The organism is Metallibacterium scheffleri (assembly GCF_002077135.1).
In the GTDB taxonomy this organism is placed as follows: Bacteria; Pseudomonadota; Gammaproteobacteria; order Xanthomonadales; family Rhodanobacteraceae; genus Metallibacterium; species Metallibacterium scheffleri.
Window position 1 is genome coordinate 91,963 of sequence record NZ_LDOS01000002.1, and the last position, 24,334, is coordinate 116,296.

Genomic DNA, 24,334 nt, shown 5'->3' on the forward strand with positions numbered 1-24,334 from the left:
GTCCCGAGTCCCGGCTGTCCTGCCATAATCCCGGCATGACCGAATCGCGCCTGTTGGCAGCCACCGAAAACAACGAAGACGCCGCGCTCGATGCCTCGATCCGGCCGCAGCGCCTCGCCGAGTATCTGGGCCAGGTGCCGGTGCGCGAGCAGTTGGGTTTGTACATCGAAGCGGCGCGCAAACGGGGCGAGGCGCTGGATCACGTGCTGATCTTCGGCCCACCCGGTCTTGGCAAGACGACGCTCAGCCACATCATCGCCAACGAGATGGGGGTCAATTTGCGCAGCACGTCCGGCCCGGTGCTGGAGCGTGCCGGCGATCTGGCCGCGCTGCTGACCAACCTCGAGCCGCGCGACGTGCTGTTCGTGGATGAAATCCACCGGCTTTCGCCCGTGGTCGAGGAAGTGCTGTACCCGGCGCTGGAGGATTTCCAGATCGACATCATGATCGGCGAGGGCCCGGCGGCGCGCTCGATCAAGCTCGACCTGCCGCCGTTCACGCTGGTCGGCGCGACCACACGCGCCGGCCTGCTCACCGGACCGTTGCGTGATCGCTTCGGCATCGTGCAGCGACTGGAGTTCTACAGCGTCGAGGAATTGACCCAGATCGTGCGCCGCGCCGCGCGCATCCTCGGCATCCATTGCGCCGCCGATGGCGCGATCGAGATCGCGCGGCGCGCGCGCGGCACGCCACGCATCGCCAATCGCCTGCTGCGGCGTGTGCGCGACTATGCCGAGGTGCGCGCCGATGGCGAGATCACCCGCGCCGTGGCGGATGCCGCCTTGCTCATGCTCAAGGTCGATGCCGAGGGCTTCGATGACAGTGACCGGCGCCTATTGCGCGTGATCCTGGATACCTTCGAGGGCGGCCCAGTGGGCGTCGAGTCGCTGGCCGCGGCGCTCAGCGAGGATCGCGGCACCATCGAGGACGTGCTGGAGCCCTATTTGCTGCAGCAGGGATTCCTGATGCGCACCGCGCGCGGGCGCATGGCCACGGCCAAGGCATGGCGACATTTTGGCCTGGCTCCGCCGCGCCCGGCGCCAGGCTCCCTGTTCGCCGACGCGGACGAGGCATGAATACGCCGGCACCGTCGTTCAGTTGGCGGATACGCGTTTACTGGGAGGATACCGATGCCGGCGGTGTGGTCTATCACGCCAGCTACCTGCGTTTCCTCGAGCGCGCGCGCACCGAATGGCTGCGCATGCAAGGTCTTGAACAAACCCGTGTACGCGCGGAACAGGGCGTGGTATTCGTGGTCTATTCCATGGACCTGCGTTTTCGCCGTCCCGCCATGCTGGACGACGAGATCGACGCAACCCTGCGCGTGGTGGCACGCAAGGCGGCGGCGCTCGAGTTCGCACAGACGCTGGTGCGTGTCGCCGATGCCGTGACCCTGGTCGAGGCAACGGTGCGCGTGGCGTGCGTGAGTGCCACCGGTTTCCGTCCTGTTCCCATACCCCGCAACCTGCTGACCGAGCCCACAATCCAACCATGAATGGCGATCTGAATATTCTCGATCTGGTGCTGCACGCGAGCCTGCCGGTCAAGGCGGTGCTGCTGATCCTCATCATCTTCTCGTTCATGTCGTGGGTCATCATCTTCCGCAAGAAGGCGATGCTTGATGCCACGCAGCGCGAGGCCAATGCTTTCGAGGAGCGCTTCTGGTCCGGCTCGGATCTGGCTTCGCTGTACCGCGAGGCCAGCGCGCGCGGCGAGGGCGTACACGGCATGGAGGGCATCTTCGAAGCGGGATTCCGCGAGTTCGCGCGCCAGCGTCAGCGGCGCATGGATACGCGCAATCTGCTCGAGGCCGCGCAGCGCGCCATGCGCGTGGCACTGATGCGCGAGGTCGATCGCATGGAGCACAACCTGGAATTTCTGGCCAACGTCGGCTCGATCAGCCCCTACGTCGGCCTGTTCGGCACGGTGTGGGGCATCATGGCCGCGTTCCAGGGCTTGGGCAGCATCAAGGAAGCGACCATCGCCATGGTCGCGCCGGGCATCTCCGAGGCACTGGTGGCCACCGCCATGGGCCTGTTCGCGGCGATCCCCGCGGTGTGGGCGTACAACCGCTACGCCACGCGCGTCGAGCGCCTGACGGTGCGTTTCGACACCTTCCAGGACGAGTTCTTTTCCATTCTTCAGCGCCAGGGTCCGGCCGCTGATGATCACGCCTGAGGCTACCCATGCAGTCGTCCCTGCGCGTGCGCAAGAGCAAGCTCAAGCTCAAGAGCGAGATCAACGTCGTGCCCTACATCGACGTGATGCTGGTGCTGCTGATCATCTTCATGGTGACCGCGCCGCTGTTGAACCTGGGCGTGAATATCCAGTTGCCGCAATCGGCGGCCAAGGCGATCACCACCGACAAGCGCCCAGTCGTGGTCGAGGTCACCGAGGACGGTCATTATTTCCTCGACCTCGGTGGCGGCAAGCGCGAGCCGGTCAATGCCGATGAACTCAAGGCCAAGGTCGCGGCGGTGATGCGCGTCAACCCGCAGGCGCCGGTGTTCATCAGCGGCGACAAGCGCGCCAGCTACAACGTGGTCTATCAGGCGATGGTGCTGCTGCAACAAGCCGGCGTGCCCAAGGTCGGGTTGGCCAGTCAGCCCGATGCCGGCGATACCCACCATGGCCGCGGCTAAGGGCAATGCGCGCGCCGTTGTCCTCTCGGCGCTGCTGCACCTGGTCATCATCGGGTTTCTGCTCTTTGCCACCTTGTCCTGCGGCACGTGGGAAAGCAGCTTCGCCTGGCTCGGGGTGCCGCCGTGGATGAACCCGGTGCAATGCACGCGGCCAGCGCCATTGGCCGGCCCGGTGATCGAGGCCGAGCTGGTGGGCGTCGCGGCTTCGCCGGCGCCGGCGCCGTTGCACCTCAGGCAACCGAAGATCAAACCGTTGCCTGCGCCGCCACCGCCACCGCCGGCGCAGATTCCCAATCCCAAAGGTCCGCGATTGCCGGTGCACACCCTGCCGCCGCCGCCGCAGCGACCCGATGTGCGCGAGCAGCAGCGCGTGGTCGATCTGGCCGAGCAAAAGGCCGAGCAGGCCAAGCAGGCCGAAGTCGAACGGCAGCAGCAGCGCATGAGCGAGGTCGACGCCGCACGGCAGGACAAGGTGCAGAAACTGCTGGCCGAGATGAACAACCTGCGCCAGCAGCGCGAGGCGCTGGACAAGCGCGCGCGTCTGGCCGCGCAAAAGGACGCGCAGCTCAAGGATCTGAAAACCCCGCCCGTGGCAGCTGCGCCCAACCTGCCCAGCGCGCCCAAACCGGTCAGCGGCATGGGTGGCATCCAGCAAAGTCTGCAGGCGCAATACCAGGCCGCGCTGGTGCAGGCCATCCAGCAAAACTGGCTGCGCCCGGACAACATTCAGAAGCACGTCATCTGCCCGATCCGTATCATGCAGATTCCTGGTGGCAAGGTGATCAGCGCCACCATCCTGCCGGGTTGCCCCTATGACGAGGTGGCGCGGCGTTCGGTCAAAGCCGCGGTATTGCGCGCCTCGCCCCTGCCTTACCAAGGTTTCGAAAGCGTTTTCTCGTCCGAATTGACGATCAACTTCTCGGTGAACCAATGAAACTGCGCAGCTACACGTTTCTACTCGCCGTGCTGGCGCTGGCCCTGTGTGGTCTGCCGGCATCGCGCGTGCTGGCCCAGGGTCTGACCCTGAATGTGATCAACGGTGTGCCCTCGGCGATCCCGATCACGGTGGTGCCGTTTGCCTTCGAGAGCGCGGCGCAGCCGCCGGCCACCGATGTGGCGGCGGTGATCCGCGACGACATGGTCCGCTGTGGCCAATTTCGCACGCTCACCGGCGCCGACATCGTCGAGCACCCATCGCACGGCAGCGCGATCAAGTTTCCGACCTGGAAGCTGCTCAAGCAGGATTACCTGGTCATCGGCCGCGAGCGCGATGCCGGCGGCGGCCAGGTCAAGGTCACCTTCGAGCTGTGGAACGTCAACACGCAGAAGCAGATGCTGGCCGGCGCCTATACCGCGCTGCCCGAGGAACTGCGCGGCGTGGCGCACCAGATCGCCGACCAGATCTACCAGAAGATCATCGGCCAGCCGGGCGCGTTCTACACGCGCATCGCCTACGTCACCACCACCGGCAGCGGCAAGGCCATGCAGTGGTCGCTGATCGTGGCCGATTCCGACGGCTACAACCCGCAGGTCGTGGTGCGTTCGCGGCAGCCGCTGCTGTCGCCGGCGTGGGCGCCCAACGGCAAGGAGCTGGCTTATGTGTCGTTCGAGAGCGGCGATTCGGCGATCTATCTGCAGAATCTGGCCACCGGGCAGCGGCGGCTGATTTCCGGGCGCAAGGGCATCAACGGCGCGCCGGCGTTTTCGCCGGATGGAACCAAACTGGCCATGTGCCTGTCATTCGGGGGCAGTCCCGAGATTTATGTGATGGATCTCAAAACCGGCCAACTCACCCAGATCACCCACAGCCTGTCGATCAATACCGAGCCGCGCTGGATGCCGGATGGCCAATCGCTGGTTTTCACCTCGGACCGCTCGGGCAAGCCGCAGCTTTATTCCGAGCCGGCGAACGGTGGCGGCGCCACGCGCCTGACCTTCCAGGGCGAATACAATTCCGACTCGTCGATCAACTACGACGCCAATCAGATCGCAATGGTGCAGGGCAACGGAAACGTGTATCGTATTGCCATCATGGATCGCAAACTGGATAACCAGATGCGTTTCATCTCGCCAGGTCCGATGGACGGATCGCCGAGCTATGCGCCCAACGGCAGCATGCTTCTTTACGCCGCGACCGACAACAACGGCAAGGGCGTGCTCTACGAAGTGGCTGACAATGGCAGCGTGCGGCAGCGTCTTTCACTGGTCAATGGCACCGTGCAGTCTCCTTCGTGGGGGCCATACCGGGTGCCGCCTTCAACCCAGCAGTAGCAGTGCGGGCATTGATTTCACGGGTATGCATGGACGCATTCCGGAGATTCCTGCAAGGATGATTTTTCACAACGAACAGAGCGACTTGAAAAGCCGCCCCATGGCACCAAGGATGTGCCGCCGTGGCAAGCCGACAGGCCGGTCATGGACACACAGGCAACGCGGCTGGTCCGCGCCCGATCACGCGCAACCGCGGCAGGATGCCCGGTAGCGCAAACGTAATTGCAAGTGAACGTTCCGAGACACCTTGATTCACTCCGTCCAACTACCCCGCGAGACACATCCATGAAGACCTTCGCCCGCATCTCACTCGCAGCGCTGCTGTGCGTGGGACTGGCTGCCTGCGCCAGCAAGCAGGAAGTCAAACCAGCTCCTGAAGTCGCGCCGCCGCCGGCGCCGGCGCCAGTGCAAACCGCGCCAGTCAGCAACGGCAAGTTCACCCCGGCCGATCTCGAGACCAACGCCTGCCTGCTGAAGCGCCGCATCTATTTCAATTTCAACCGCGCCAACATCAAGCCCGAATACGACGACATCGTTGCCTGCCACGCCAAGTACCTGGTGGACAATCCCGGTGCGCGCGTGACCCTGCAAGGCAACACCGATCCGCGCGGCAGCCGTGAATACAACCTCGGTCTGGGCGAGCGCCGTGCCAATTCGGTCGAGCAGGCCATGGAAGCCCTTGGCGCCCAAGCCGACCAGTTCACCGTGGTCAGCTATGGCAAAGAGCGCCCGGTGTGCAACGAAATGACCGAAGCCTGCTGGGCCAAGGATCGTCGCGTGGTCATCGTCTACACCAAGACCGAATGAGTACGCGCCAGTCCATGGCGATCCTGATGGCGGCGGCCTTGTCCGCCGCCATCCTCGCGCCTGGCTTGGCGCAGGCGCAAAGCCGTCCCAGCCTGGCCGAGCAGGTGCAGCAGGTGCAGATGCAGTTGCAAAGCGCGCAACAGGGCACGCTGAGTCTGCTCAACCGCATCGACACGCTCGAACAGGAATCCCGCGCGCAGCAGGGCCAGATCGAGCTTTTGCAACACCGTATCGACCAACTCGAACAGCAGCAAAAAGACCAGTACCTCGTGCTCGATGCGCGTTTGCGCAAACTCGAGCAGAGCGCGGCGCCGGCGGCCACAGCCGCGTCGAGTGCCGTGGTGCCCGCGGCGGCGGTCAACGATCCTGCCTCCATCGGCGCGCCTGCTCCTGCCCAACCAACTGCCGCCACGCCAGCAGCATCATCTGCTGCCGCACGGGCGCCAATCACGCCTGCTGCGCAGGCTGCCGAGCAGCAGACCGCGTATGACGGTGCCTTCGCGTTTTTGCGCAATGGCGACTATGCCGAAGCGGCGCGGCGTTTTCGCGCGTTCCTGCTGCAGTACCCGCACGCCAGCCTCGCACCCAATGCAGCCTACTGGCTGGGCGAGTCGTATTACGTCACCGGTAATTACCAGGTAGCGCTGGACACATTTCATCGATTGCTGACGCAATACCCGCAGAGCGATAAATCGCGTGCGGCATTGCTCAAGCTTGGCTACTGCCAGTTCGAATTGAAGCAATACGCGACGGCCAGCTCCACTTTCAATCAATTGATCGCGACTTACCCGGGCACCGAAGAGGCGCATCTGGCGGCTGATCGCCTGCGCGCGATTCCGCAGCAGTCCAGCGGCGGCTGAGTGGCTGCCGCGGCACCCGGCGCGGACGTCGAATCACGTCTGCGCATCAGCGAGATTTTCCTGTCCTTGCAAGGCGAAGCCGATGCCGTGGGTTGGCCCACGGTGTTCGTGCGCCTGACCGGTTGCCCGCTGCGCTGCCGCTGGTGCGATACCGCGTACGCCTTCGAGGGCGGGCAGTGGCTGCTTGTCGACGAGATTCTCGCGCAGGTGGTGCGGCACGGCGCGCGCCATGTCTGCGTCACCGGCGGCGAACCGCTCGCGCAGAAGCGCTGCCTGCGCCTGCTCGCGCGCCTGTGCGATGCCGGTCATGAAGTCTCGCTGGAGACATCCGGGGCACTCGATGTCGCCGGCGTCGACGCACGCGTACACAAGGTGCTTGACCTGAAGGCGCCCGCCTCGGGCGAGCAAGCGCGCAACCGCTGGGAAAACCTCGCGCACCTGCGCGCGCAGGATCAGGTCAAATTCGTGCTGGCCGATCGCGACGATTACGACTGGGCCCGTGGCGTCGTGCAGCAGCACGCACTCGCTGCGCGCTGCATGGTGCTGTTCTCGCCGGTGTACGGTGAGTTGGTGCCGGCGGACCTGGCGCAATGGATTCTGGACGACAAGCTCGATGTGCGGTTTCAGATGCAACTGCACAAAATCCTGTGGGGCGAACAGCCCGGGCGCTGAGCGCCCTTTTGCGCAAGATTGATATTCCCGTCTCCCATCTCGAGCCGCGTAGTGCAACCACCATGATGCATGCATCTCCTCGCGCAGTCGTACTCGTCTCCGGGGGCATGGATTCGGCCGTCACCCTGGCGCTGGCGCGCGAACGCGGCTTCGATTGTTATGCGTTGAGCGTGGCTTACGGCCAGCGCCACAGCGCCGAATTGTCCGCCGCCGCGCACAATGCGCATGCGCTGGGCGCGATTGCACACAAAACCGTGGCGGTGGACTTGCGCAGCATCGGCGGCTCGGCGTTGACCGCCGAGATCGACGTGCCAGAGGCTGGCGGCGTAGGCATTCCAATTACCTACGTGCCGGCGCGCAACACGATCATGCTGTCCATCGCGCTGGGTTGGGCCGAGGTGCTCGGTGCCGCGGACCTGTTCTGCGGGGTCAACGCGGTGGATTACTCGGGCTATCCCGATTGCCGCCCGGCGTTCATCGCCGCCTTCGAACGTCTGGCGCGCGTGGCCACCAAGGCCGCCGTCGAAGGCCACGAGTTGCGCGTGCACGCACCGCTGATGGCGATGGGCAAGGCCGACATCGTGCGCGAGGGTTTGCGTCTGGGCGTGGATTTCGCTGCGACCGTGTCCTGCTATCAGGCCGATGCCGAGGGCCGCGCCTGCGCGCATTGCGACGCGTGTCGCCTGCGCGCGGATGGGTTTCGTGTGGCCGGCGTCGCCGATCCCACGCGCTATGTTGTTTGATGGCCGCGTCGCGCTGCTAAACTTGCCGCCCTTGCGGTCGATGGCTGCATGGGTCGCGTCTTGGCTTGGGAATTGCCGTGGACAGATCCGCAGGGGCGGCGGTGTCTGCAGCGTGTTGCCGCTGCAGCATGCGGTCCGTGCAGGCACGGAACCAGCAAGCATGTCATCGTGGGCCGTTAGCTCAGTTGGTAGAGCATCGGACTTTTAATCCGCTGGTCGCTGGTTCGAATCCAGCACGGCCCACCATCCTAGATTCCTGCGACATACCGGAAGTACCCGCAAACCCGCATAACAGCTTGCTTTAATGGCTTGCAAGCTAACCGGAAGCAACGCCGATTCACCTTGTTGTCACCCAAGCTTGGCGGTATTTTTGACGGTATCGGGAAGCGCTGACGGTATCGAGAGCCTGCGCAGTACCGTCAGAGCCGGACACGCCGCCATGCTGACCCCTTCCGCAGTCGCCAACGCCAAGCCACAGACGAAGCCGTACAAGCTGGCCGACGAACGCGGCATGTATCTGCTGGTGCAGCCCACCGGCGCGCGCCTGTTCCGCATGGACTACCGCCGCCCGGGCACCGGCAAGCGCAACACGCTGGCGCTGGGGATGTTCCCCGACGTATCCCTGAAGCAAGCCCGCGAACGCCGCGACGAAGCCCGCAAGCTGATCGCGGACGGAATCGACCCCGCGACACGCCGGCAGGCTGGACGGCTGGCCAATGCCGAGAGCTTCGAAGCCATCGCGCGCGAGTGGCACGCCAAGCATTCGGCCAAGTGGACGCCAAGCTATGCCACGCACCTACTGCGCCGGCTCGAAGCGAACGTGTTCCCCTACATCGGCAGCCGACCGATTGCCGGACTGCAGGCCCCGGACATTCTGGCCGTGCTGCGGCGAATCGAAGCGCGCGGCGTCATCGAGACCGCGCACCGCGTGCACCAGTACATCGCGCTTGTGTTCCGCTACGCAGTCGCCACCGGACGCGCGAGCGCCGACCCGACGCCGAGCCTACGCGGTGCCATCCCGACGGTGCCCAAGGTGCACTTTGCCAGCATCAAGGAACCCGCTCGCGTGGGGCAACTGCTGCGCGACTTGGACGCCTACGCAGGGCACCCCGTCACGCGCGCGGCGCTGCAACTGGCCCCGCTGCTGTTCGTGCGGCCTGGAGAACTGCGGCATGCCGAGTGGGCCGAAATTGACTTCGACAAGGCCGAGTGGCGCATTCCCGCCCACAAGATGAAGATGCGCGCGCTGCATATCGTGCCGCTGAGTACGCAAGCCGTCGCCATCCTGCGCGAGCTTGAGCCGCTGACTGGACGCCGGCAGTACGTGTTCCCGAGCCTGCACAGCGGCACCCGCTGCATGTCCGAAAACACCGTGAACGTGGCCCTGCGGCGCATGGGCTACGACCGCACGATGATGACCGGCCACGGCTTCCGCAGCATGGCGTCCACACTCTTGAACGAACAGGGCTGGAATCGCGACGCCATCGAGCGCCAGCTTGCGCATGCCGAGCGCGATGCGGTACGCGCGGCTTACAACTACGCCGAACACCTGCCCGAACGTCGCCGCATGATGCAGGCGTGGTCCGACTACCTGGACGGCTTGCGCATCGGCGCGGACGTGGTGCCGATCAAGCACAAGACAGGCACGTAGCTTTTTGGCTACAATGGCCGCCATCGAAGTTCGCCAGTATCAAACTGCCGACGGGCGCAGCCCGTTTGCCGAATGGCTGGCCGACTTGCGCGACCGCCGCGCGCTGCAAGCCATCATGGCGCGCATCGTGCGCATGCAAGCCGGCAACTGGAAAACACTCGGCGCCGGGCTGTTCGAACTGCGGATCGATACCGGGCCGGGCTACCGCGTTTATTGCGGACAGGATGGCGCCACCTTGGTCTTGCTGTTGTGCGCAGGCGACAAGCGCACGCAAACGAAGGACATCGAGCATGCACGCGACTACTGGAAAGACTACCAAGCCCGCCGCTAGCGTCCTCTTCGACGCCGCGCGGTTTCTGCGCGCGGATGACCTCGCCGGCTTCCTCGCCGAAGCCGTGGCCGATGGCGACCATCGCGCGCTGCCGCTGGCGCTGCGCACCGCCGCCGACGTGTTGGGCATGGCTGAGCTGGCGCGGCGCACGGGCCTGAGCCGCGAAACGCTCTACCGCACGCTGTCGGCCAAGGGCAACCCGCGCCTGGATACGCTGGGCGCCATCCTGGGCGCCTTCGGGCTGCGCCTGACATTGGCACCTGTGCCCGAGCGCGCGCGCAAGCGCGCCTGATCGACTTCGCCACGGCTAGGGTAGCTCCCGAATGCCGGCCACCTTCACCGGCTGCCGTTGCGATCCCTTGAAGGGCGTGGAGGTGCGCACGGTGGACTGGGCACTTTGGAGTATTGCGCCGGCTTGGGAACACGTGGATCTACTCACTCTGCGGCAGGCGGCGTGTCTGTTATCGGATATGGAGCCGCCAGTAAGAAACCGCGTCCTGCCTGCAAATGCGGCGGTCATGCTTGAGGTGCTGGAGCAGGCGGTGTTGTTGGGCTCACTATCGCCCTTCGCCGCATTCACTTGGGACAATGTCGAGTGGAATGCGGAACAGCCAGACCCGATCGACACATCGTTGATTTCGCCACATACGCGGCTGGCCGATCAAACGAAGATACGGGCCAAAAACCTTGCAGCGTGGTGTGATGCAAAGGGAATCACGCATCCGTGGGCTGAAGCGTTCGCACGAACGCAGCAGCCGACACAACAACTGGACAGCTATCCCGCCGAGTTGAGAGCCGCGATCGAGGCATTCGAGGCTGTCCGTAGCGACCCGAAGGCGCAAGCAGGGCGCAGCCCGAAATCCGCAATCGCCGCATGGCTGAAAAGCAACAAGCCAGACCTTTCCGAAGGCGCGCGCGATCGCATTGCGACGGTGGCGAACTGGCAACCCGTCGGTGGCGCACCGAAAACACCTGGCACGTAACTTACCCCGGCAGTACCGGGGTGGGTTGTCCGAAAAGGCGCGGGAGGTTCGCTCAAAGTATGGGTGAAGTTTTCTGAACTGGCCCCGCTATTCAAGCTGGCCAGCATGACCACAATCGAGCATCGCAGCATCCCGCTGCTTCACGGCCACCAATCTTACAAAGCACGCACGTAACCTCCACGCGCTCGGCGTGTGCTGAGCGCGCAATGCAAAGCCCGATCTGCTGGCGCGCGGACTGAGCGTACCCCCCCCCGATTTCAGGGATGCGCATCACATTCCTGGCGCATAGAGTGCACGGGATGAGTGGACTTTTGGTGTTGCGGCGACAGCAAGCGGCTGCGTGTGACAAAACTTGACTCACATTACGAAAACGTATTGACGCGCCTACTTGCGGCGCGATGCCGCATGGGTAGACTGTGACCCGCTTCACACTGAGTCGGACTGCCCCACAGGGGGGGTATGCAGTGAATAACTCCAGCTGAAGTTTCGTTTGTGGTCCTCAAACCGGACCCTTGATTGCTCCCATGCCGAAAATCGCCGCCACTGAGCGGCGCGGGAGTGTTTTGCCTGCAGCGCCAAGGCCGCTCGCGCTACGACGTTGCTGGTGGTGGCTTCGCCGGATGTCCGGCGGGCTTTCAAATCGCGCCAATCCCGGCGCATCTTCGTGAGGAGTCAGCACCATGATGTTGAAAAACCGTTTCCAACAGCGTTTGAGCGGCCGCCGTCTGCAGCGCGGCCAGGGCATGACCGAGTACATCATCATCGTCGCGCTGGTGGCCATCGCCGCCATCGCCGTGTACTCGTTCTTCGGCAAGGCTGTGCGTGGCCAGATGGCATCGATCACCAGCCAGTTGGCGGGCAGTGCTGGCGCAACCGGCTATACGCAGGCGCAGGCGGCGCATACCAAGGCCAATACGGAAGCAACCAACCAGTACGCCTTGAACAACTACAAGACCAATGCCGCGAACGCTGGCCAGTAAGCACCGGACCTGAGCGAGCCCAGCGTCGTGGCCATGACCGCACCCAAGCCCAGCCCGCGCCGGCAGCCTGCCGGCGCGGGTTTTGCGCGGGCGCGTGGCCAGGCCTCGGTATTCGTGGTGATCGTGGCGGCGATCCTGGTGATCGCCGCCCTTCTTGTGTACAACAGCGGTCGCGCGGTAGCCACGCGCATCCATCTGCAGAACGCGGCGGATTCCGCCGCCTACAGCGGCGCGGTGGAACTGGCGCGCGCGTACAACTTCGCGGCTTATTCCAATCGCGCCATGGTCGCCAACCAGGTGGCCATAGCACAGATGGTCGGGCTCACCTCGTGGGCGCGCTATTACTGCCTGATCTACACCGATGCCGAGTGCAGCGGTCCATTCAGCACGTTCGGTACGGCCGACGAAATCAACACTCTTCTGGATCTGTTCTCGGGGGGGCAGCCCGGCATCGACACGATGAAGGCCTACAAAGCCATCACCGGGCCGCTGGAAACTGGCATCAACAGCGCCACCGGGCCGATCGTGACCGTGCTCAATACGATCGAGCAGACGTTGAGCCTCGCCTCGCGCGCCTATTACACGGCAGCGCTCGCCGATCTCGCCCTGTCCGATCTTCCCTACAACAGCGTCGACCCGGGTGTCATGTGGCGTGTGCTGCGCGCCACCGACGGCAACGCGCAAATGGCCAACGTGACCCTGGGGACCATCGGCGCGGCGGGCGAGGGCGTGACCGCGGTGTCGTTGGCCAGGATCTACAAATTCACCAAAACCTACAACCCCGCGGGTGCCAGCAGCACATCCGATCCCAACAACCGTTTCCACAATGTGGTGATGTCTTCGCGCGATGCCTTCGACAAGGGGCGCAGTTCGGCCGAGGTGCTGCCATTCGATACCTTGATATCGGCGTTCGGCGACTGTTTTGGCGATGGCGTCGGCGGCATCGACGTGTTTTCGACGGGCTATAGCGGCAGCACGACGCTGTCCACCGACAACAAGACCTGGACTACGCAGAACTCGGCCAACCCATTGGGCGATTTCAGCGCATTCCTGGCGGCTGGTGTGTGCGTGATCAACATACCGACGCCGATCGGTGATATCCCGGTGCCGATTCCGCTGATTGTGCCGGTGAGTCCCGCGCAGAGTTGGGCCAATGTCACCGCGGGGACCAAGACAGCGCCCTACACGCTCAAGAACAGCACATACAGCGGACTGCAGAAGTATCTCGACGTCAGCAATCTGAAAAAATCCGACTACTCCGCGCCGGTGATCACGATTTTCGCCGCGCGCGAGCAAAACACCATCGCCACCACGCAGCAGCTCGAGGCCGGCACGCAAGGCGTCAACCCGCAGCATGTGCCCATCGCTGGCGGCAATCTCGCGCTGACCGACGATGAAGGCCACCAGTTGATGACAGTCAGCGCTTCGTCGCAGGTTTATTTCCTGCGCCCGACCTACGTTAGCTACAACGGCCATTTCGTCACCGAGGTGGGCGGACTGACCAACAGCCTTGGCGGCCACACGCTGTACGCCAGTTTGTTCAGCCCGTACTGGGAAGCGCATCTGGTGCCCACTTCGCCCATCACCAAGTCCGCGGTGCTCAGCGCGGAGATCGCGCCGTGACGAAGGCATTGCGCCTCGGCGGTTTCGTGGGCATGGCGCCGCAACGGGGCCAGGCGATCGCGGAAATGATCATCGCCAGCGCATTCCTGCTGGTTCCATTGTTCCTGCTGATGACGCTGCTGATGAAATACATCGACATGGACGTGGCCGCGCAAGAGGCGGCGCGCTATGCAGCCTTCCAGCGCACGGTGTACATGCCCAGCAGCAGTCTGCGAGGCGCCACCGCGGCCACGCGCACGCAGCAGGAGATCGAAACCGCCATGCGTGTGCGCCTGTTTGGTGATCCTGGGTTCGTTAACGAGCAGCAGAGCCAGAATCTGAACGGGTTCATTGCCAATCCGCTGTGGAAAGACCAGGGCAACCGTCAAATGGTGTTGGGGCAATCCGCCAGCCTCAGTACCCTCAGCGATTCAGCCAGCGGCTTGCCGCAGGACGTTGCGACGGGCGCGGTATTCGGCACGATTCATGCGCTGGGTAGCCTGGTCGGGGCCAATATCGGTTTCAATCTGGACTACGACGGCATGATGGCTGCGCAGGTCAATCTGACGCCAGCCAATCCGCAAGGCCCGATCGGTTACGACAATCTGGCCACGCCATCCACGCTGTTCGAGCATCTGGGCCTGGTGTTCAAGGCCCAGGACAGCGTGCTGGCCGATGGCTGGAGCGCGCAAGGGCCAGACAACAACAAGCAGCAGATACAGAGCGTGATGCCTCTATCCGGCACGTTGTTCACCGCACTCAACGACATCATCAAGGTGGCCGATTTTGGTGGCAACTCCGGTTTTGGCTTGTTTCCCGATCTTTCCGGGCTGACCTTCGGCTATGTGCCGATCAACAGCACCGACGAAGTGCCGGCGGACCGTCTGGCCAACTACACGCCCAGCGGCGGCATCAATCCTCCCAGTGGCGGCAGCGCGCAACAGGCCACGCTGACGAATTTGCTCAAGCTATACCAGACGCAGTTGGGCCAAACCTGCACGCAAAGCAATATCAGCGGCGGCGCGATCCAGTTGTCCTGCGTCTCGGGCGGTACCACGACCACGGTGGATGTCTGCTCCGACGGCAGCCAGACCGCGCCGGTGAGCAGTACGACCCAGGATCTGCCCTATGCCGTCGAGACGGCGACCACGGACGAGATCAACAAGCTCACCAGTCAGGCGCCCGGATCCACCGCGGCGGCCTATGCAGTGAGCGCCGGGCCGACTTATTACTGCGTGCCTCAGGGTGGTGGTGCGCAAGGTACATGTACCCCGGGTGATCTCACCAACACCAAGAGCACCTATTACAAGGCCACCATCGTCAAGTCGGTCACCAATCTCACGCAGACCTCGACCTTCGGCACCGCGCCCAACACCTTCAGCAGCACCAGCTACGGCACCTTGACGGTCACGCTGGATGCGGGCGGCACCAGTTCGACGGCGGTGTTCGGCACCAGTTCCTCGCAGGGAGGCACGACATGCGGCTGATGCGAGCACTCATGCTGACGCTGGCCTTGTTGCCGCTGTCCGCTTTGGCGCTGCAGGCGCCGCCGAATGTGCATTGCACGTCCGCGCCGGTGCCGCCGGGCAGTTCGCTGTCGTTGGTCGCGTCGCAGATCGCGATCAACGGGCTGCCCATGGCCATCGTGGCGGCGCACAGCACGTTGCCGCCGCAGGCTTTCCTGCAGTTTTACGCGACAGCATGGACCGCGCCGGATGGCCACCCTGTCTACATCCGCTATCCGCTGGGCCCGTGGCAGGTGATCGCGCATGCCGAAGGTGGCTGCTTTTACACGGTGCAGGTACAGGCTGCCGGTACCGGCAGCGGCGCGCTGATCGGGGTGAGCATGCCGAAGCGCGGCAGCAACAACGCCATGGTGCTGGATGTCGCCGCGCCGGGGGATGCGCGCGTGCTCACGCACATGGTCAGCGAAGACGGCGACAAGCAGGGCAACACCTGGCTGTTGTACACGGCCAACCCGACCGCGGCGGTCATGCGCTTCTACGCGCGCACGCTGAAGCAGCAGGGTTGGGCGCGGATCATGCAGCGGCAGTCGCCCGGCAAACCCGGCGTCGCCACGGCGATGTATCAAAAGGGCGTCAGCAACATGGGGCTGGTGGTACAGCCCATGCGTGCCGGCTCATCGATCACGCTCACAGTCGAATCGCATTAGGGGGCGGCCATGCATATTTTCGCCACCGCGCGCCAACGGGCGGTTCGTTCATTGTGTCAATACACACGTGGCCAGGCCATGACGGAATACATCGTCGTGGTCGCCGCGGGGATCATTCTGCTGGTGGCCGTGGCTGCTGGCAGCAGCTCTTCGCCGGTCCAACAGATGATCGTCGCGCTGAAAGGTTTCTGGACCCACTACAGCTATCTGATTTCACTGCCCTGAGGCACTTATGAAACTCAAGCTCCCTCGCGTCAACAAGTACGCGGTCATGCTGGTCGGCGCGTTCGTCCTGGCGATCGTGGCGGTGCTGCTGCTGAACAGTTACCTCAAGCAGCAGAAAAATCAGTATCAGCAAAAGCTGGCCGCGCAACTCAGCGCAGGCATGGTGCAGGTAGTGGTGCCCACGCGCAATCTGGTGCCCGGCACGGTGGCTTCGGGCCAGAACATGGCCGAACGCCTGTATCCGCAGGATCTGATCTACAGCAGCACCATCACGGCGGCCAAGTGGTCCGACTACGCCGGGCGCACCCTTGCGCGTTCCGTGCAGATCGGCAAACCCTTGCTGGAAAACGACTTCATCGCCAAGTCAAATAATGACTTCGCAAGCACGTTGCCGAAGACCATGCGCGCGGTGACGATCAATGTGGATACGCTGAACTCGATCAACGGCCTGGTGCGGCCGGATGACCGCGTGGATGTGTTGCTGACCGGCGCGTTCGGGCCGAAGAGCGGTGAAAGCGGGGCGCGCGAAAACGAGGTGTTGCCGCTGTTGCATCTGACCAAGGTGCTGGCCACGGGTCACCGTTTCCTCGGCGAACATGTTGCCGAGGAGCAATCGGCCGACGGCCTGGAGCACTCGGTCGCGATGCCCATGGAATACAGCACGGTGACGCTGGAGGTAACCCCGCAGCAAGCCTCCGAGCTCATCCTGGCCCAGCAGGTGGGCAATTTGCGCGTGGTGCTCAGTAACTTGCGCTCGCCGAAACCGGGGATTTTGCAGGTGCCGCGCATGGACCAGACGCAATTGCTAGCCAAGCTCACGGGCAGCATGGGCGGATACAGCGCCGACCAGGGCGTGCAGTACATCATTGGTCAAGGCAATGGTGTCATCAGCCAGAGCTATGCGCCGGAACCGAACAAGGCCAAGCCAGCACAAGCGATGCCTGCCGCCGCGGCGCAGCCAGCCGGTTTGAATGAGCAGCAGCAGAAAGCCCTGCAGGAGTTGAAGCAGATGGCCACTCCGCCGCAGGGCGCTCCAAATCCATCGCAGCGTGCGCAGTAAGCCGCGTCCACGAACCCACCAAGGAATCGCCATGAACCGACTGACCCGTTCCCTGGCCCTCGTGCTCGCCAGCACCTGGAGCACGATGCTTTGCGCCCAGGCCGCGCCCGAGCCGATGCGCGCCGAAACCATCCATTTGTACAACGGCGAGGTGAAGATCCTGCCGGTCTATAACGTGCGCCGTGTCGCCGTGGGCAACGGCAAGCTGCTGTCGGTGACCAATCTGCCCAAGCAGTTGATCATGATCGGTACCGGCGTCGGTGACACCAACATGCTGTTGTGGAACAAGCGTGGTGACGTGCGTGCCTACAACATCGACGTCAGCGCCGAAAACACGCCGCAAGTCGCCGCCAATCTGCGCGCGACGCTGGGCGGTATCCCCGGCCTGCACATCGAGTCTCGCGGTGGTCAGGTCGTGCTCAGTGGTGACATCACGCCAGAAGACGCCAAACGTGTCGCCGCCGTGACGCAGAACCTCAAGAGTGGCGTGGTCAATCTGACCCATGCGGCTAACGTCGACATGAAGCGCATGGTGTACTTGGACGTACAGGTCGTGGACTTCAAGAAATCGGTACTGAAGAACCTCGGCATCAATTGGCAACAGGCCATGGCCGGGCCGGCGCTGGGCGTGGTCGGCAGCGCCATCGACAATCCCTACTACCACATCGGCGACCTGACCCAGGGTGGCCAGATCAGCAACCAGATGGTGGGTCCGGGGGGCACACTGACCGGTTTGCCCAACCAGATGCCGTTCTCGCGTTACTTCGGTATCACCACCTCGCTGAGTTCGGTGATCAATCTGGCGGTGCAGAACGGTGATGCCTACATCATGGCCAACCCGCAACTGAGCACGCGCAGCGGCGGCGATGCCACCTTCCTCGCCGGCGGCGAGGTGCCGATTCCGGTGTCCAGCGCGTTGGGCCAGACCACGGTGACTTACAAGAACTACGGCGTGCAGCTCAACATCAAGCCGGTGGCGGATCGTTTCGGCAACATCGAGGCCAGCGTGGATACCGAGGTCAGCCAGATCGATCCGTCGGTGATCGTCGATGGTTTCCCGGGTTTTCTCACGCGCAAGACCAGCTCGGTGGTCAACGTCAAGAGCGGCCAGACCATCGTCATGTCCGGTCTGGTGCAGGCCACCGGCTCGAACACACTGAACAAGTTTCCATGGCTAGGTGACGTGCCCATCCTGGGTGCGCTGTTCCGCGATACCAACTTCCAGTCCAGCCGCGACGAGCTGGTGATTTTCGTTACGCCCGAGGTGATCAACCCGGATTCGCCGGTCAACCACGAGATGATCAACCGCGGCGTGCACATCGCGCGTCAATTCAATGCCAGCGACATGGGCAAGCCGGTGTGGATGCCGGGTTTCGGCGTTGGCCCTGGCTCGCATATGCCCAATCCCAACCCGCCCAAGCCCGTGCATGGCAAGGTGATGCCGGTGTCGCCACCCGCGCCCACTTTGACCCCGGCGCAGACACAGCCGATGGCCGCGCCCATCGTCCCTGCTCCCGCGGTGACGCAACCGCTGCATGAGTCCGCGCCCAAGCCAGCGGGCATGCCTGCGGGCAAGCACGTGTGGATCATCGGCAAGGATAACAAGCAGCCCGCTGAGCCGGCCCCGGCCAGCAGCAGTGGCGGTGGCATGACAGATGTGCCGGTAGCGATGGTGGTGCCGCGATTGGCCCAGCTGCTGTCTGGCTGGTCAAAAGCTCCGACATTCCCCGTGATGCGTTTCGCGGGGCCTTTGCACATGCATGTTGCGATGGCGCCGGTGCTGTTGCCGATCGTGACCACCGCGCCACGCTTTGCGATGATGTTGCCTCACTCCGCGCTAGCACCGTGGTCGCCGAATGCGCAAGGGCATCAGCTTGCCGTGGCCCTGTTGACACCACCAAAGCAACCTGCTGTAGCGAGCATTCGCCAAGTACTTGCTGACTTGGGGCTGGAGAGCGAGCACTTGCATCCCCTGCGCTTGCTCACGCTTGCCTCGACGGTTTATTTGCCGATGTCGGGCGCATCGATTCTCTGAGCGCGCCCACCAAGGAGTCTGCCTCATGTTCAAAGTCACCGTCACCACGCGCGGCAAGACCAGCCAGGTCACCTGCAATGCGCCGGTTTGCCTGATTGGCAAGTCCGATGAGAATCTGGTCGTGCTGCAGGGCTGGGCGGTGCAGCGCAAGCACGCCGCCATCCTCAGGCAGGACGACCAGTTGTTCGTGCGCGAGGAAGGCGGTGCACCGACCCTGCTCAATGGTTTGCGGGTATCCGGTGTGCAGGGCCCGCTGGCGCCGGGTGACGTGGTCGAGATCGGCTCCTACAAAATCAGCGCCGAGATGGTGCGTGGCGACAGCATGCCCACGGCCACGCGCGAGGCGGTGCAGATGACCACCAGCGGTGGCGCCGGCGCGGCCAGGGCGATTGCCGAATCAGCGCGTGAGCCTGCTGCCGCGGCCAATGCGGCGCGTTCGGCAAAGCCTGAGGCCAACGGTACGGGCACGCGGCTGGGTGGCGATGCTAAGCAGATCTTCAGCACTTTGCGTCTGATCCACGAGCGCGTGATCGCGCGTCTGGATTTCCGCCGCATCGATGTAACCAAGTTCGGCGAGACGGAATTGCGCAACAAGACGCGCGAGCTGATCGAGGAGATCATCGAGGAAGACCCCAGCATCGTCGGCAAGCTCAGCCGCGATATGTTGGTCGAGGCCGCGGTCAACGAGGCCGTGGGCCTGGGCCCGCTGGAGAGCTTGCTGGCCGATGACACGGTCAGCGAAATCATGGTCAACCGCTACGACCAGATCTTCGTGGAGCGCGCGGGCAAGCTGCAGGAGTCCGAGATCGTGTTCTCCAGCGACCAGGCGGTGCAGTCCGCGATCGAGCGCATCGTCGCGCCGCTGGGCCGGCGCATCGACGAGTCCTCGCCCATGGTCGATGGCCGCCTGAAGGACGGGTCGCGCGTCAACGCGGTGATCCCGCCGCTGTCGCTGAAAGGCCCGTCGCTGACCATCCGCAAGTTTTCCAAGCGCAAACTGGTGTCGCAGGACATGGTGAATTACGGCTCGGCCACCATGGACATGATGGATTTTCTCAAGCTGGCGGTGGAGCAGCGCAAGAACGTGCTGATCTCTGGCGGCACCGGCTCGGGCAAGACCACGCTGCTCAACATCCTGTCGAATTTCATCCCGAGCGACGAGCGCGTGGTGACGGTGGAGGACGCCGCCGAGCTCAAGCTGAGCCAGCCCAATCTGGTTTCGCTGGAAGCGCGCCCGGCCAATGTCGAGGGCAAGGGTCTGGTGTCGATCCGCGATCTGGTGCGCAACTGCCTGCGCATGCGCCCGGATCGCATCGTGGTCGGCGAGTGCCGCGGCGGCGAGGCACTGGACATGCTGCAGGCGATGAACACCGGCCACGATGGTTCGCTGACCACGGTGCACGCCAACGCACCGCGCGACACGCTGGCGCGCCTGGAGGTGATGGTGTTGATGGCGGGCATGGACTTGCCGGTGGCCGCGATCCGCCAGCAGATCGCCTCGGCCATCGACCTGATCGTGCAGCAGCAGCGCATGTCCGATGGCTCGCGCAAGATCACCCACATCAGCGAGGTGACCGGCATGGAAAACGGCGTGATCCAGCTGCAGGACCTGTTCCTGTTCAAGCAGCACGGGTACGACGACGACCACAAGATCCGCGGCGAATACACGCCGACCGGGCGCATCCCAGAGTTCTACGAGGATCTGGCCGCGCGCGGCATCGATGTGGATCGCTCGGTGTTCTTCCGCAAAGAGGAGTCGCGCGGATGAACATGATGCTGGTGCTGCTGATCATCACCGTGCTGTTCGCGGTGGGCATGCTCGGCTTCGTGGCATCCAACTGGCTGGGCGCGATGGCCGGCAAGCGCGTGGACAAGCTCAAGGCCACCGCCGAGAAGGATCTCGGCGACCTGTTCATCTTCATGGATTACAGGAAGCTGGTCTACGTCAACATCGCGGCATTCCTGTTCGTGCCGGTAGTGGTGTGGGTGGTCACGCTGAACCCGATCCTGGCGGCGATCAGCCTGTTGCTGCCGATCCTCGCGCCCAAGCTGATCGTGAATTTCATCCGCAAGCGGCGCATGGAGAAGTTCCGCTACCAGTTTCCGGATGCGCTGGTGATGATCTCCAGCTCGATGCGCGCCGGTGCCTCGCTGTCGGTGGCGCTGGAGAATCTGGTGCGCGAGTCGAAGGCGCCGTTGAACCAGGAGTTCGCGTTGATGCTGCGCAACCAGCGTCTGGGCGTCAGTTTCGATGATGCGCTGATCAAGATGGAGGAACGCATCCCGCTGCAGGAGTTCAGCCTGTTCTCGGCCGGCACGCGCATCTCGCGCGAGGTCGGCGGCAACCTCGCCGACATGCTCGACGCGCTGGCCGACACCATGTTCAAGACCATGCAGACCGAGGGCAAGATCAAGAGCCTCACCTCGCAGGGCAAGATGCAGGGCATCGTCATGTCGGGCCTGCCGCTGCTGATGATGTTCGCACTCAATATCCTCGAGCCGGTGGCGATGCATCCGCTGTTCCACAGCCTGCTGGGCTGGGCGGTGCTGGCGCTGATCGCGGTGATGGAATTCATGGGCTACATGTTCATCCGCAAGATCACGGACATCGACGTATGAATCTCGATCTGATCATGCTGCTCGGGCTGGTGCTGGTGGTTGGCGGCACCGTGGTGCTGATCGTGTGGGCGCTGGCCGGACTGGGCTGGCAGATGCCCGAGGAGGACCGCGGCTATCTGGACCCGCTGCCGCCGCTGTTGCGGCCGATCTGGCCGCTGGTGCGTTTCTTCAGCCACTACATCGGGTCGCGTGTGCCCACCGCGTTGCTGGAACGTGCGTACCAGCAGATCGCGCGCGCAGGCGCCAACTACATGTTCACCGCCGAGGAGTTTTATTCGCTGCGCATCCTCGGGGCGCTGCTTGCCGGCGGCTTGCTGTGGCTGGCGGTGCATCGCATGGGCGCGGGCCTGAGCGTGCCGATCGGCGTGTTTGGCCTGTTGCTGGGATTTTTCTATCCCTCGATCTGGCTCAACCGGCGCAATACCACGCGGCGCAAGAGCATCCTCAAGCAGCTGCCGATGTTCCTCGATTACATCATTCTTGGCGTCGAGGCTGGCATGAACTTCACCGGCGCGCTGGGGCAGACGGTGGACAAGGGTCCGGTGGGTCCGCTGCGCCAGGAGTTTTTCCTCGTGCTGCGCGATGTGCGCGCGGGCCTGTCGCGCTCGGATGCGCTGCGGCGCATGGAAGAGCGCCTGATGATCCCGGAGATCAGTTCGTTCGTGTCGGCGATCATCCAGGCCGAGCAGGTCGGCGCGAGCATGGGCAAGATCCTGCGTCTGCAGGCCGACCGCCGCCGCAGCGAACGCTTCCAGCGCGCCGAGAAGCTGGCCATGGAAGCGCCGGTCAAACTGATTTTTCCGCTGGTGGTGTTCATTTTTCCGACCACCTTCATCATCCTCGCGTTTCCCATCTTCATGATGGTCAAGCAGCAGGGCCTGTGATGCGCGCCGGCACGCTCATCGCCACCGACAGCGGCAACACGCTGGCCGCGGTACGGCGTTGCGAGGGATCGCTGGAGCGCATGCGCGGCCTGCTGTGGCGTCCCGCGCTGGTGCCCGGGCAGGGGCTGCTGATCGCGCCGTGCAACTCGGTGCATACCATCGGCATGCGCTACGCCATCGACGTGGTGTTTCTCGATCGCGACGGCCGCGTGCTCAAGGTGTGCCCGGCGCTGAAGCCGCTGCGCATGGCCATGGCGCGCGGCGCGCGTCAGGTGATCGAGCTGGCGGCGGGCGAGGCCTCGCGCCTAGGCTTGCTGCCGAAGCGCGTGGTGCGCTGGCAGGAGACCCTCACGGCATGAAGGGTTTTCTGCTCATCGTGGTATCGGGACTCGTGCTCACCCTGGCGGGTTGCGCCAGCTCGCCATTCCGCAAGCAGTCCGATGTCGCGAGCCGCATCTCGCCGCAAGCCCTCATGGCGCTGCAGGAAAGCGCCGCGGTGGCCTATGCGCAGGGCAATGCACCGGGAGCCATCGGGTTGTACACGCAACTCGTGCAGAGCGCGCCCAACGACGTGCAGGCCTGGCATCGGCTGGGTAATCTGGAACTGCTCGATGAGCATTACGCGCAGGCCTTGCTCGCCTACGAGCATGTGCTGCAACTGGGCGGTGGCAATGCCGGGGTATGGCACAACGTGGCGGTGATCCGCTTGCGCGAGGCGCAAGCGGCGCTGAATCAGGTGCAGGCGCAGGCGCCAAGCTCGGCGAATGCGATGCTGCGTGCCAACAGCGCGCGCGCCGCGCAGGCGTTGCCGCGAGTACTCGCCCTGTTGTCGCCGCAGCCGGCACCGGCACCGGCACCGGCGCCGCCCGCCGCGGCACCATCCGGCGGAGAGCAGCCATGAGGCCGGCGCAGCGTATGACCCGCGCGCACGTGCGCGGGCAGTCGATGGTCGAGTTCATCGTGATCCTGCCGACGCTGCTGCTGTTGACGCTGGGCATCATCCAATTCGCGCAGATCTACATCGCCAAGAACACGCTGGATCTGGCGGCGTTCGAGGGCGTGCGCGCAGGGACATTGCATAACGCCAGCACGAAGTGGATCGATTGCGGTATCGCGCAAGGCTTGATGCCACTGTATGGCAGCAGCGACACGCTCAATACCGTGAAGACCGGCTGGCTGGAAGCGGAGTGTCAGGTTGGTATCGGACCCACGCGCTTTCTGGCTGCATACAGTGATGCCTTTGCTGACGTCAAGCCGCCGCCCGCATTACTGGGTGGAAGCGGCAAGTCGGTCATCGATCTGCAGATCCTCAATCCCACTGCGGCAACGTTCAAGGATTTCGGCGAAATTGGCCTCAGTACGAAGGAGGAAATCCCCAACGACCGCTTGATGTGGCGCTCGACGGATGTCGGGCCAGCGTCCGGAGAGGACATCCAGGATGCCAATTTGCTGATGATCCGCGTGCAGTACTGCTATCCGATGGACGTTTTATTCATCAAGCAGATCGTGCAGGGTCTCGCGATAGGCGCCAACAAGATGATCAACAATCAGACGACGTTCGGCACAGCTTGCTACACCTCGGGCGGCGTGCCTCTGGTGGCGCAAACCACCATGCTGATGCAATCACCTGCGAAACAATCACTGTTGTAGCGGCCATCCGCCGCGCGCTGCACGGCCAAACCCGGGCCGTCAGGCTTTTGTGCGATGCCGCGAGCATCATCACGCCATGGAATCGAGTTGCCATGGTGGATGCATCGGCTTCGGCTATCCTGCGGCTTCTTTCGCAGACTGAGCCC

At 63.8% G+C, this 24,334-nt stretch carries 27 protein-coding genes and 1 tRNA gene; all 28 read left to right on the forward strand.

Translation table 11 applies throughout. The annotated features are described in order from the left end of the window. Positions 1 to 35: 35 nt before the first annotated feature. The 28 genes from ruvB (at position 36) to Mschef_RS05755 (ending at position 24,188) form a co-directional block, all read left to right on the forward strand. The gene (gene ruvB, locus Mschef_RS05630; RefSeq protein ID WP_081126907.1) at positions 36 to 1,076 is read left to right on the forward strand and encodes a Holliday junction branch migration DNA helicase RuvB; all 1,041 of its coding nucleotides are present in this window, start codon (positions 36 to 38) and stop codon (positions 1,074 to 1,076) included. Beyond that, a complete protein-coding gene (ybgC, locus tag Mschef_RS05635) occupies positions 1,073 to 1,495 on the forward strand; it encodes a tol-pal system-associated acyl-CoA thioesterase (protein WP_081126908.1) in 423 nt (140 codons plus the stop codon). The genes ruvB and ybgC overlap by 4 nt, the downstream gene beginning before the upstream one ends. Further along, positions 1,492 to 2,178: a protein TolQ gene (gene tolQ / locus Mschef_RS05640; RefSeq protein WP_081126909.1), complete on the forward strand. Its 687-nt coding sequence runs from the start codon at positions 1,492 to 1,494 to the stop codon at positions 2,176 to 2,178. The genes ybgC and tolQ overlap by 4 nt, the downstream gene beginning before the upstream one ends. Before the next feature lie 8 nt (positions 2,179 to 2,186). Further along, the gene (gene tolR / locus Mschef_RS05645; protein WP_081126910.1) at positions 2,187 to 2,642 is read left to right on the forward strand and encodes a protein TolR; all 456 of its coding nucleotides are present in this window, start codon (positions 2,187 to 2,189) and stop codon (positions 2,640 to 2,642) included. Continuing rightward, complete coding sequence (locus Mschef_RS05650) at positions 2,629 to 3,576, forward strand: cell envelope integrity TolA family protein (protein ID WP_168708822.1); 948 nt, start codon at positions 2,629 to 2,631, stop codon at positions 3,574 to 3,576. The genes tolR and Mschef_RS05650 overlap by 14 nt, the downstream gene beginning before the upstream one ends. Next, positions 3,573 to 4,913 (forward strand): Tol-Pal system beta propeller repeat protein TolB, encoded by a 1,341-nt coding sequence (tolB, locus tag Mschef_RS05655; protein WP_136256235.1) that lies wholly within the window; start codon positions 3,573 to 3,575, stop codon positions 4,911 to 4,913. Before Mschef_RS05650 ends, tolB begins: the two co-directional genes overlap by 4 nt. A gap of 285 nt (positions 4,914 to 5,198) precedes the next feature. Further along, entirely contained in the window at positions 5,199 to 5,720 is a 522-nt protein-coding gene (pal, locus tag Mschef_RS05660; RefSeq protein ID WP_081126912.1) for a peptidoglycan-associated lipoprotein Pal, read from the forward strand. Beyond that, positions 5,717 to 6,580, forward strand: a complete 864-nt coding sequence (gene ybgF, locus Mschef_RS05665; RefSeq protein ID WP_081126913.1) for a tol-pal system protein YbgF — start codon at positions 5,717 to 5,719, stop codon at positions 6,578 to 6,580. Before pal ends, ybgF begins: the two co-directional genes overlap by 4 nt. Further along, entirely contained in the window at positions 6,581 to 7,252 is a 672-nt protein-coding gene (gene queE / locus Mschef_RS05670) for a 7-carboxy-7-deazaguanine synthase QueE (RefSeq protein ID WP_081126914.1), read from the forward strand. 62 nt (positions 7,253 to 7,314) lie between these two features. Next, positions 7,315 to 7,995, forward strand: coding sequence for a 7-cyano-7-deazaguanine synthase QueC (queC, locus tag Mschef_RS05675; RefSeq protein ID WP_081126915.1), 681 nt, complete (start codon positions 7,315 to 7,317; stop codon positions 7,993 to 7,995). A gap of 170 nt (positions 7,996 to 8,165) precedes the next feature. Next, positions 8,166 to 8,241: transfer RNA gene (locus Mschef_RS05680), tRNA-Lys, on the forward strand. 193 nt (positions 8,242 to 8,434) lie between these two features. After that, the gene (locus Mschef_RS05685) at positions 8,435 to 9,646 is read left to right on the forward strand and encodes a tyrosine-type recombinase/integrase (protein WP_081126916.1); all 1,212 of its coding nucleotides are present in this window, start codon (positions 8,435 to 8,437) and stop codon (positions 9,644 to 9,646) included. A 13-nt stretch (positions 9,647 to 9,659) separates the two neighbouring features. Then, positions 9,660 to 9,977 carry a type II toxin-antitoxin system RelE/ParE family toxin gene (locus Mschef_RS05690; RefSeq protein WP_081126917.1) on the forward strand — a complete coding sequence of 106 codons (318 nt, stop codon included), beginning with the start codon at positions 9,660 to 9,662 and terminating at the stop codon, positions 9,975 to 9,977. After that, positions 9,937 to 10,269 (forward strand): addiction module antidote protein, encoded by a 333-nt coding sequence (locus tag Mschef_RS05695; protein WP_081126918.1) that lies wholly within the window; start codon positions 9,937 to 9,939, stop codon positions 10,267 to 10,269. The genes Mschef_RS05690 and Mschef_RS05695 overlap by 41 nt, the downstream gene beginning before the upstream one ends. 31 nt (positions 10,270 to 10,300) lie before the next feature. Then, positions 10,301 to 10,960 carry a hypothetical protein gene (locus tag Mschef_RS05700; RefSeq protein ID WP_136256236.1) on the forward strand — a complete coding sequence of 220 codons (660 nt, stop codon included), beginning with the start codon at positions 10,301 to 10,303 and terminating at the stop codon, positions 10,958 to 10,960. 680 nt (positions 10,961 to 11,640) lie between these two features. Continuing rightward, positions 11,641 to 11,940 (forward strand): pilus assembly protein, encoded by a 300-nt coding sequence (locus tag Mschef_RS05705; protein ID WP_197686742.1) that lies wholly within the window; start codon positions 11,641 to 11,643, stop codon positions 11,938 to 11,940. Between the two features lie 33 nt (positions 11,941 to 11,973). Further along, positions 11,974 to 13,563, forward strand: coding sequence for a TadE/TadG family type IV pilus assembly protein (locus Mschef_RS05710; RefSeq protein ID WP_081126920.1), 1,590 nt, complete (start codon positions 11,974 to 11,976; stop codon positions 13,561 to 13,563). Further along, on the forward strand, positions 13,560 to 15,029 hold the full coding sequence (locus Mschef_RS05715; RefSeq protein WP_081126921.1) for a hypothetical protein: 1,470 nt from the start codon (positions 13,560 to 13,562) through the stop codon (positions 15,027 to 15,029). The genes Mschef_RS05710 and Mschef_RS05715 overlap by 4 nt, the downstream gene beginning before the upstream one ends. Further along, positions 15,020 to 15,715 (forward strand): hypothetical protein, encoded by a 696-nt coding sequence (locus Mschef_RS05720; protein ID WP_136256237.1) that lies wholly within the window; start codon positions 15,020 to 15,022, stop codon positions 15,713 to 15,715. Before Mschef_RS05715 ends, Mschef_RS05720 begins: the two co-directional genes overlap by 10 nt. Before the next feature lie 9 nt (positions 15,716 to 15,724). Then, positions 15,725 to 15,940, forward strand: coding sequence for a hypothetical protein (locus tag Mschef_RS17145; RefSeq protein WP_136256238.1), 216 nt, complete (start codon positions 15,725 to 15,727; stop codon positions 15,938 to 15,940). Positions 15,941 to 15,947: 7 nt separating this feature from the next. Continuing rightward, on the forward strand, positions 15,948 to 17,000 hold the full coding sequence (cpaB, locus tag Mschef_RS05725; protein ID WP_081126923.1) for a Flp pilus assembly protein CpaB: 1,053 nt from the start codon (positions 15,948 to 15,950) through the stop codon (positions 16,998 to 17,000). A 31-nt stretch (positions 17,001 to 17,031) separates the two neighbouring features. Next, on the forward strand, positions 17,032 to 19,035 hold the full coding sequence (locus Mschef_RS05730) for a pilus assembly protein N-terminal domain-containing protein (RefSeq protein ID WP_081126924.1): 2,004 nt from the start codon (positions 17,032 to 17,034) through the stop codon (positions 19,033 to 19,035). Between the two features lie 25 nt (positions 19,036 to 19,060). After that, complete coding sequence (locus Mschef_RS05735; protein ID WP_081126925.1) at positions 19,061 to 20,803, forward strand: TadA family conjugal transfer-associated ATPase; 1,743 nt, start codon at positions 19,061 to 19,063, stop codon at positions 20,801 to 20,803. Continuing rightward, positions 20,800 to 21,654 (forward strand): type II secretion system F family protein, encoded by an 855-nt coding sequence (locus Mschef_RS05740; RefSeq protein ID WP_081126926.1) that lies wholly within the window; start codon positions 20,800 to 20,802, stop codon positions 21,652 to 21,654. The genes Mschef_RS05735 and Mschef_RS05740 overlap by 4 nt, the downstream gene beginning before the upstream one ends. Continuing rightward, positions 21,651 to 22,538 (forward strand): type II secretion system F family protein, encoded by an 888-nt coding sequence (locus tag Mschef_RS05745; protein ID WP_081126927.1) that lies wholly within the window; start codon positions 21,651 to 21,653, stop codon positions 22,536 to 22,538. Before Mschef_RS05740 ends, Mschef_RS05745 begins: the two co-directional genes overlap by 4 nt. Next, positions 22,538 to 22,897, forward strand: a complete 360-nt coding sequence (locus tag Mschef_RS05750; protein ID WP_081126928.1) for a DUF192 domain-containing protein — start codon at positions 22,538 to 22,540, stop codon at positions 22,895 to 22,897. Before Mschef_RS05745 ends, Mschef_RS05750 begins: the two co-directional genes overlap by 1 nt. Further along, positions 22,894 to 23,439 (forward strand): hypothetical protein, encoded by a 546-nt coding sequence (locus tag Mschef_RS17630; RefSeq protein ID WP_168708823.1) that lies wholly within the window; start codon positions 22,894 to 22,896, stop codon positions 23,437 to 23,439. The genes Mschef_RS05750 and Mschef_RS17630 overlap by 4 nt, the downstream gene beginning before the upstream one ends. Then, the gene (locus tag Mschef_RS05755; RefSeq protein WP_168708824.1) at positions 23,436 to 24,188 is read left to right on the forward strand and encodes a TadE/TadG family type IV pilus assembly protein; all 753 of its coding nucleotides are present in this window, start codon (positions 23,436 to 23,438) and stop codon (positions 24,186 to 24,188) included. The genes Mschef_RS17630 and Mschef_RS05755 overlap by 4 nt, the downstream gene beginning before the upstream one ends. Positions 24,189 to 24,334 lie beyond the last annotated feature (146 nt).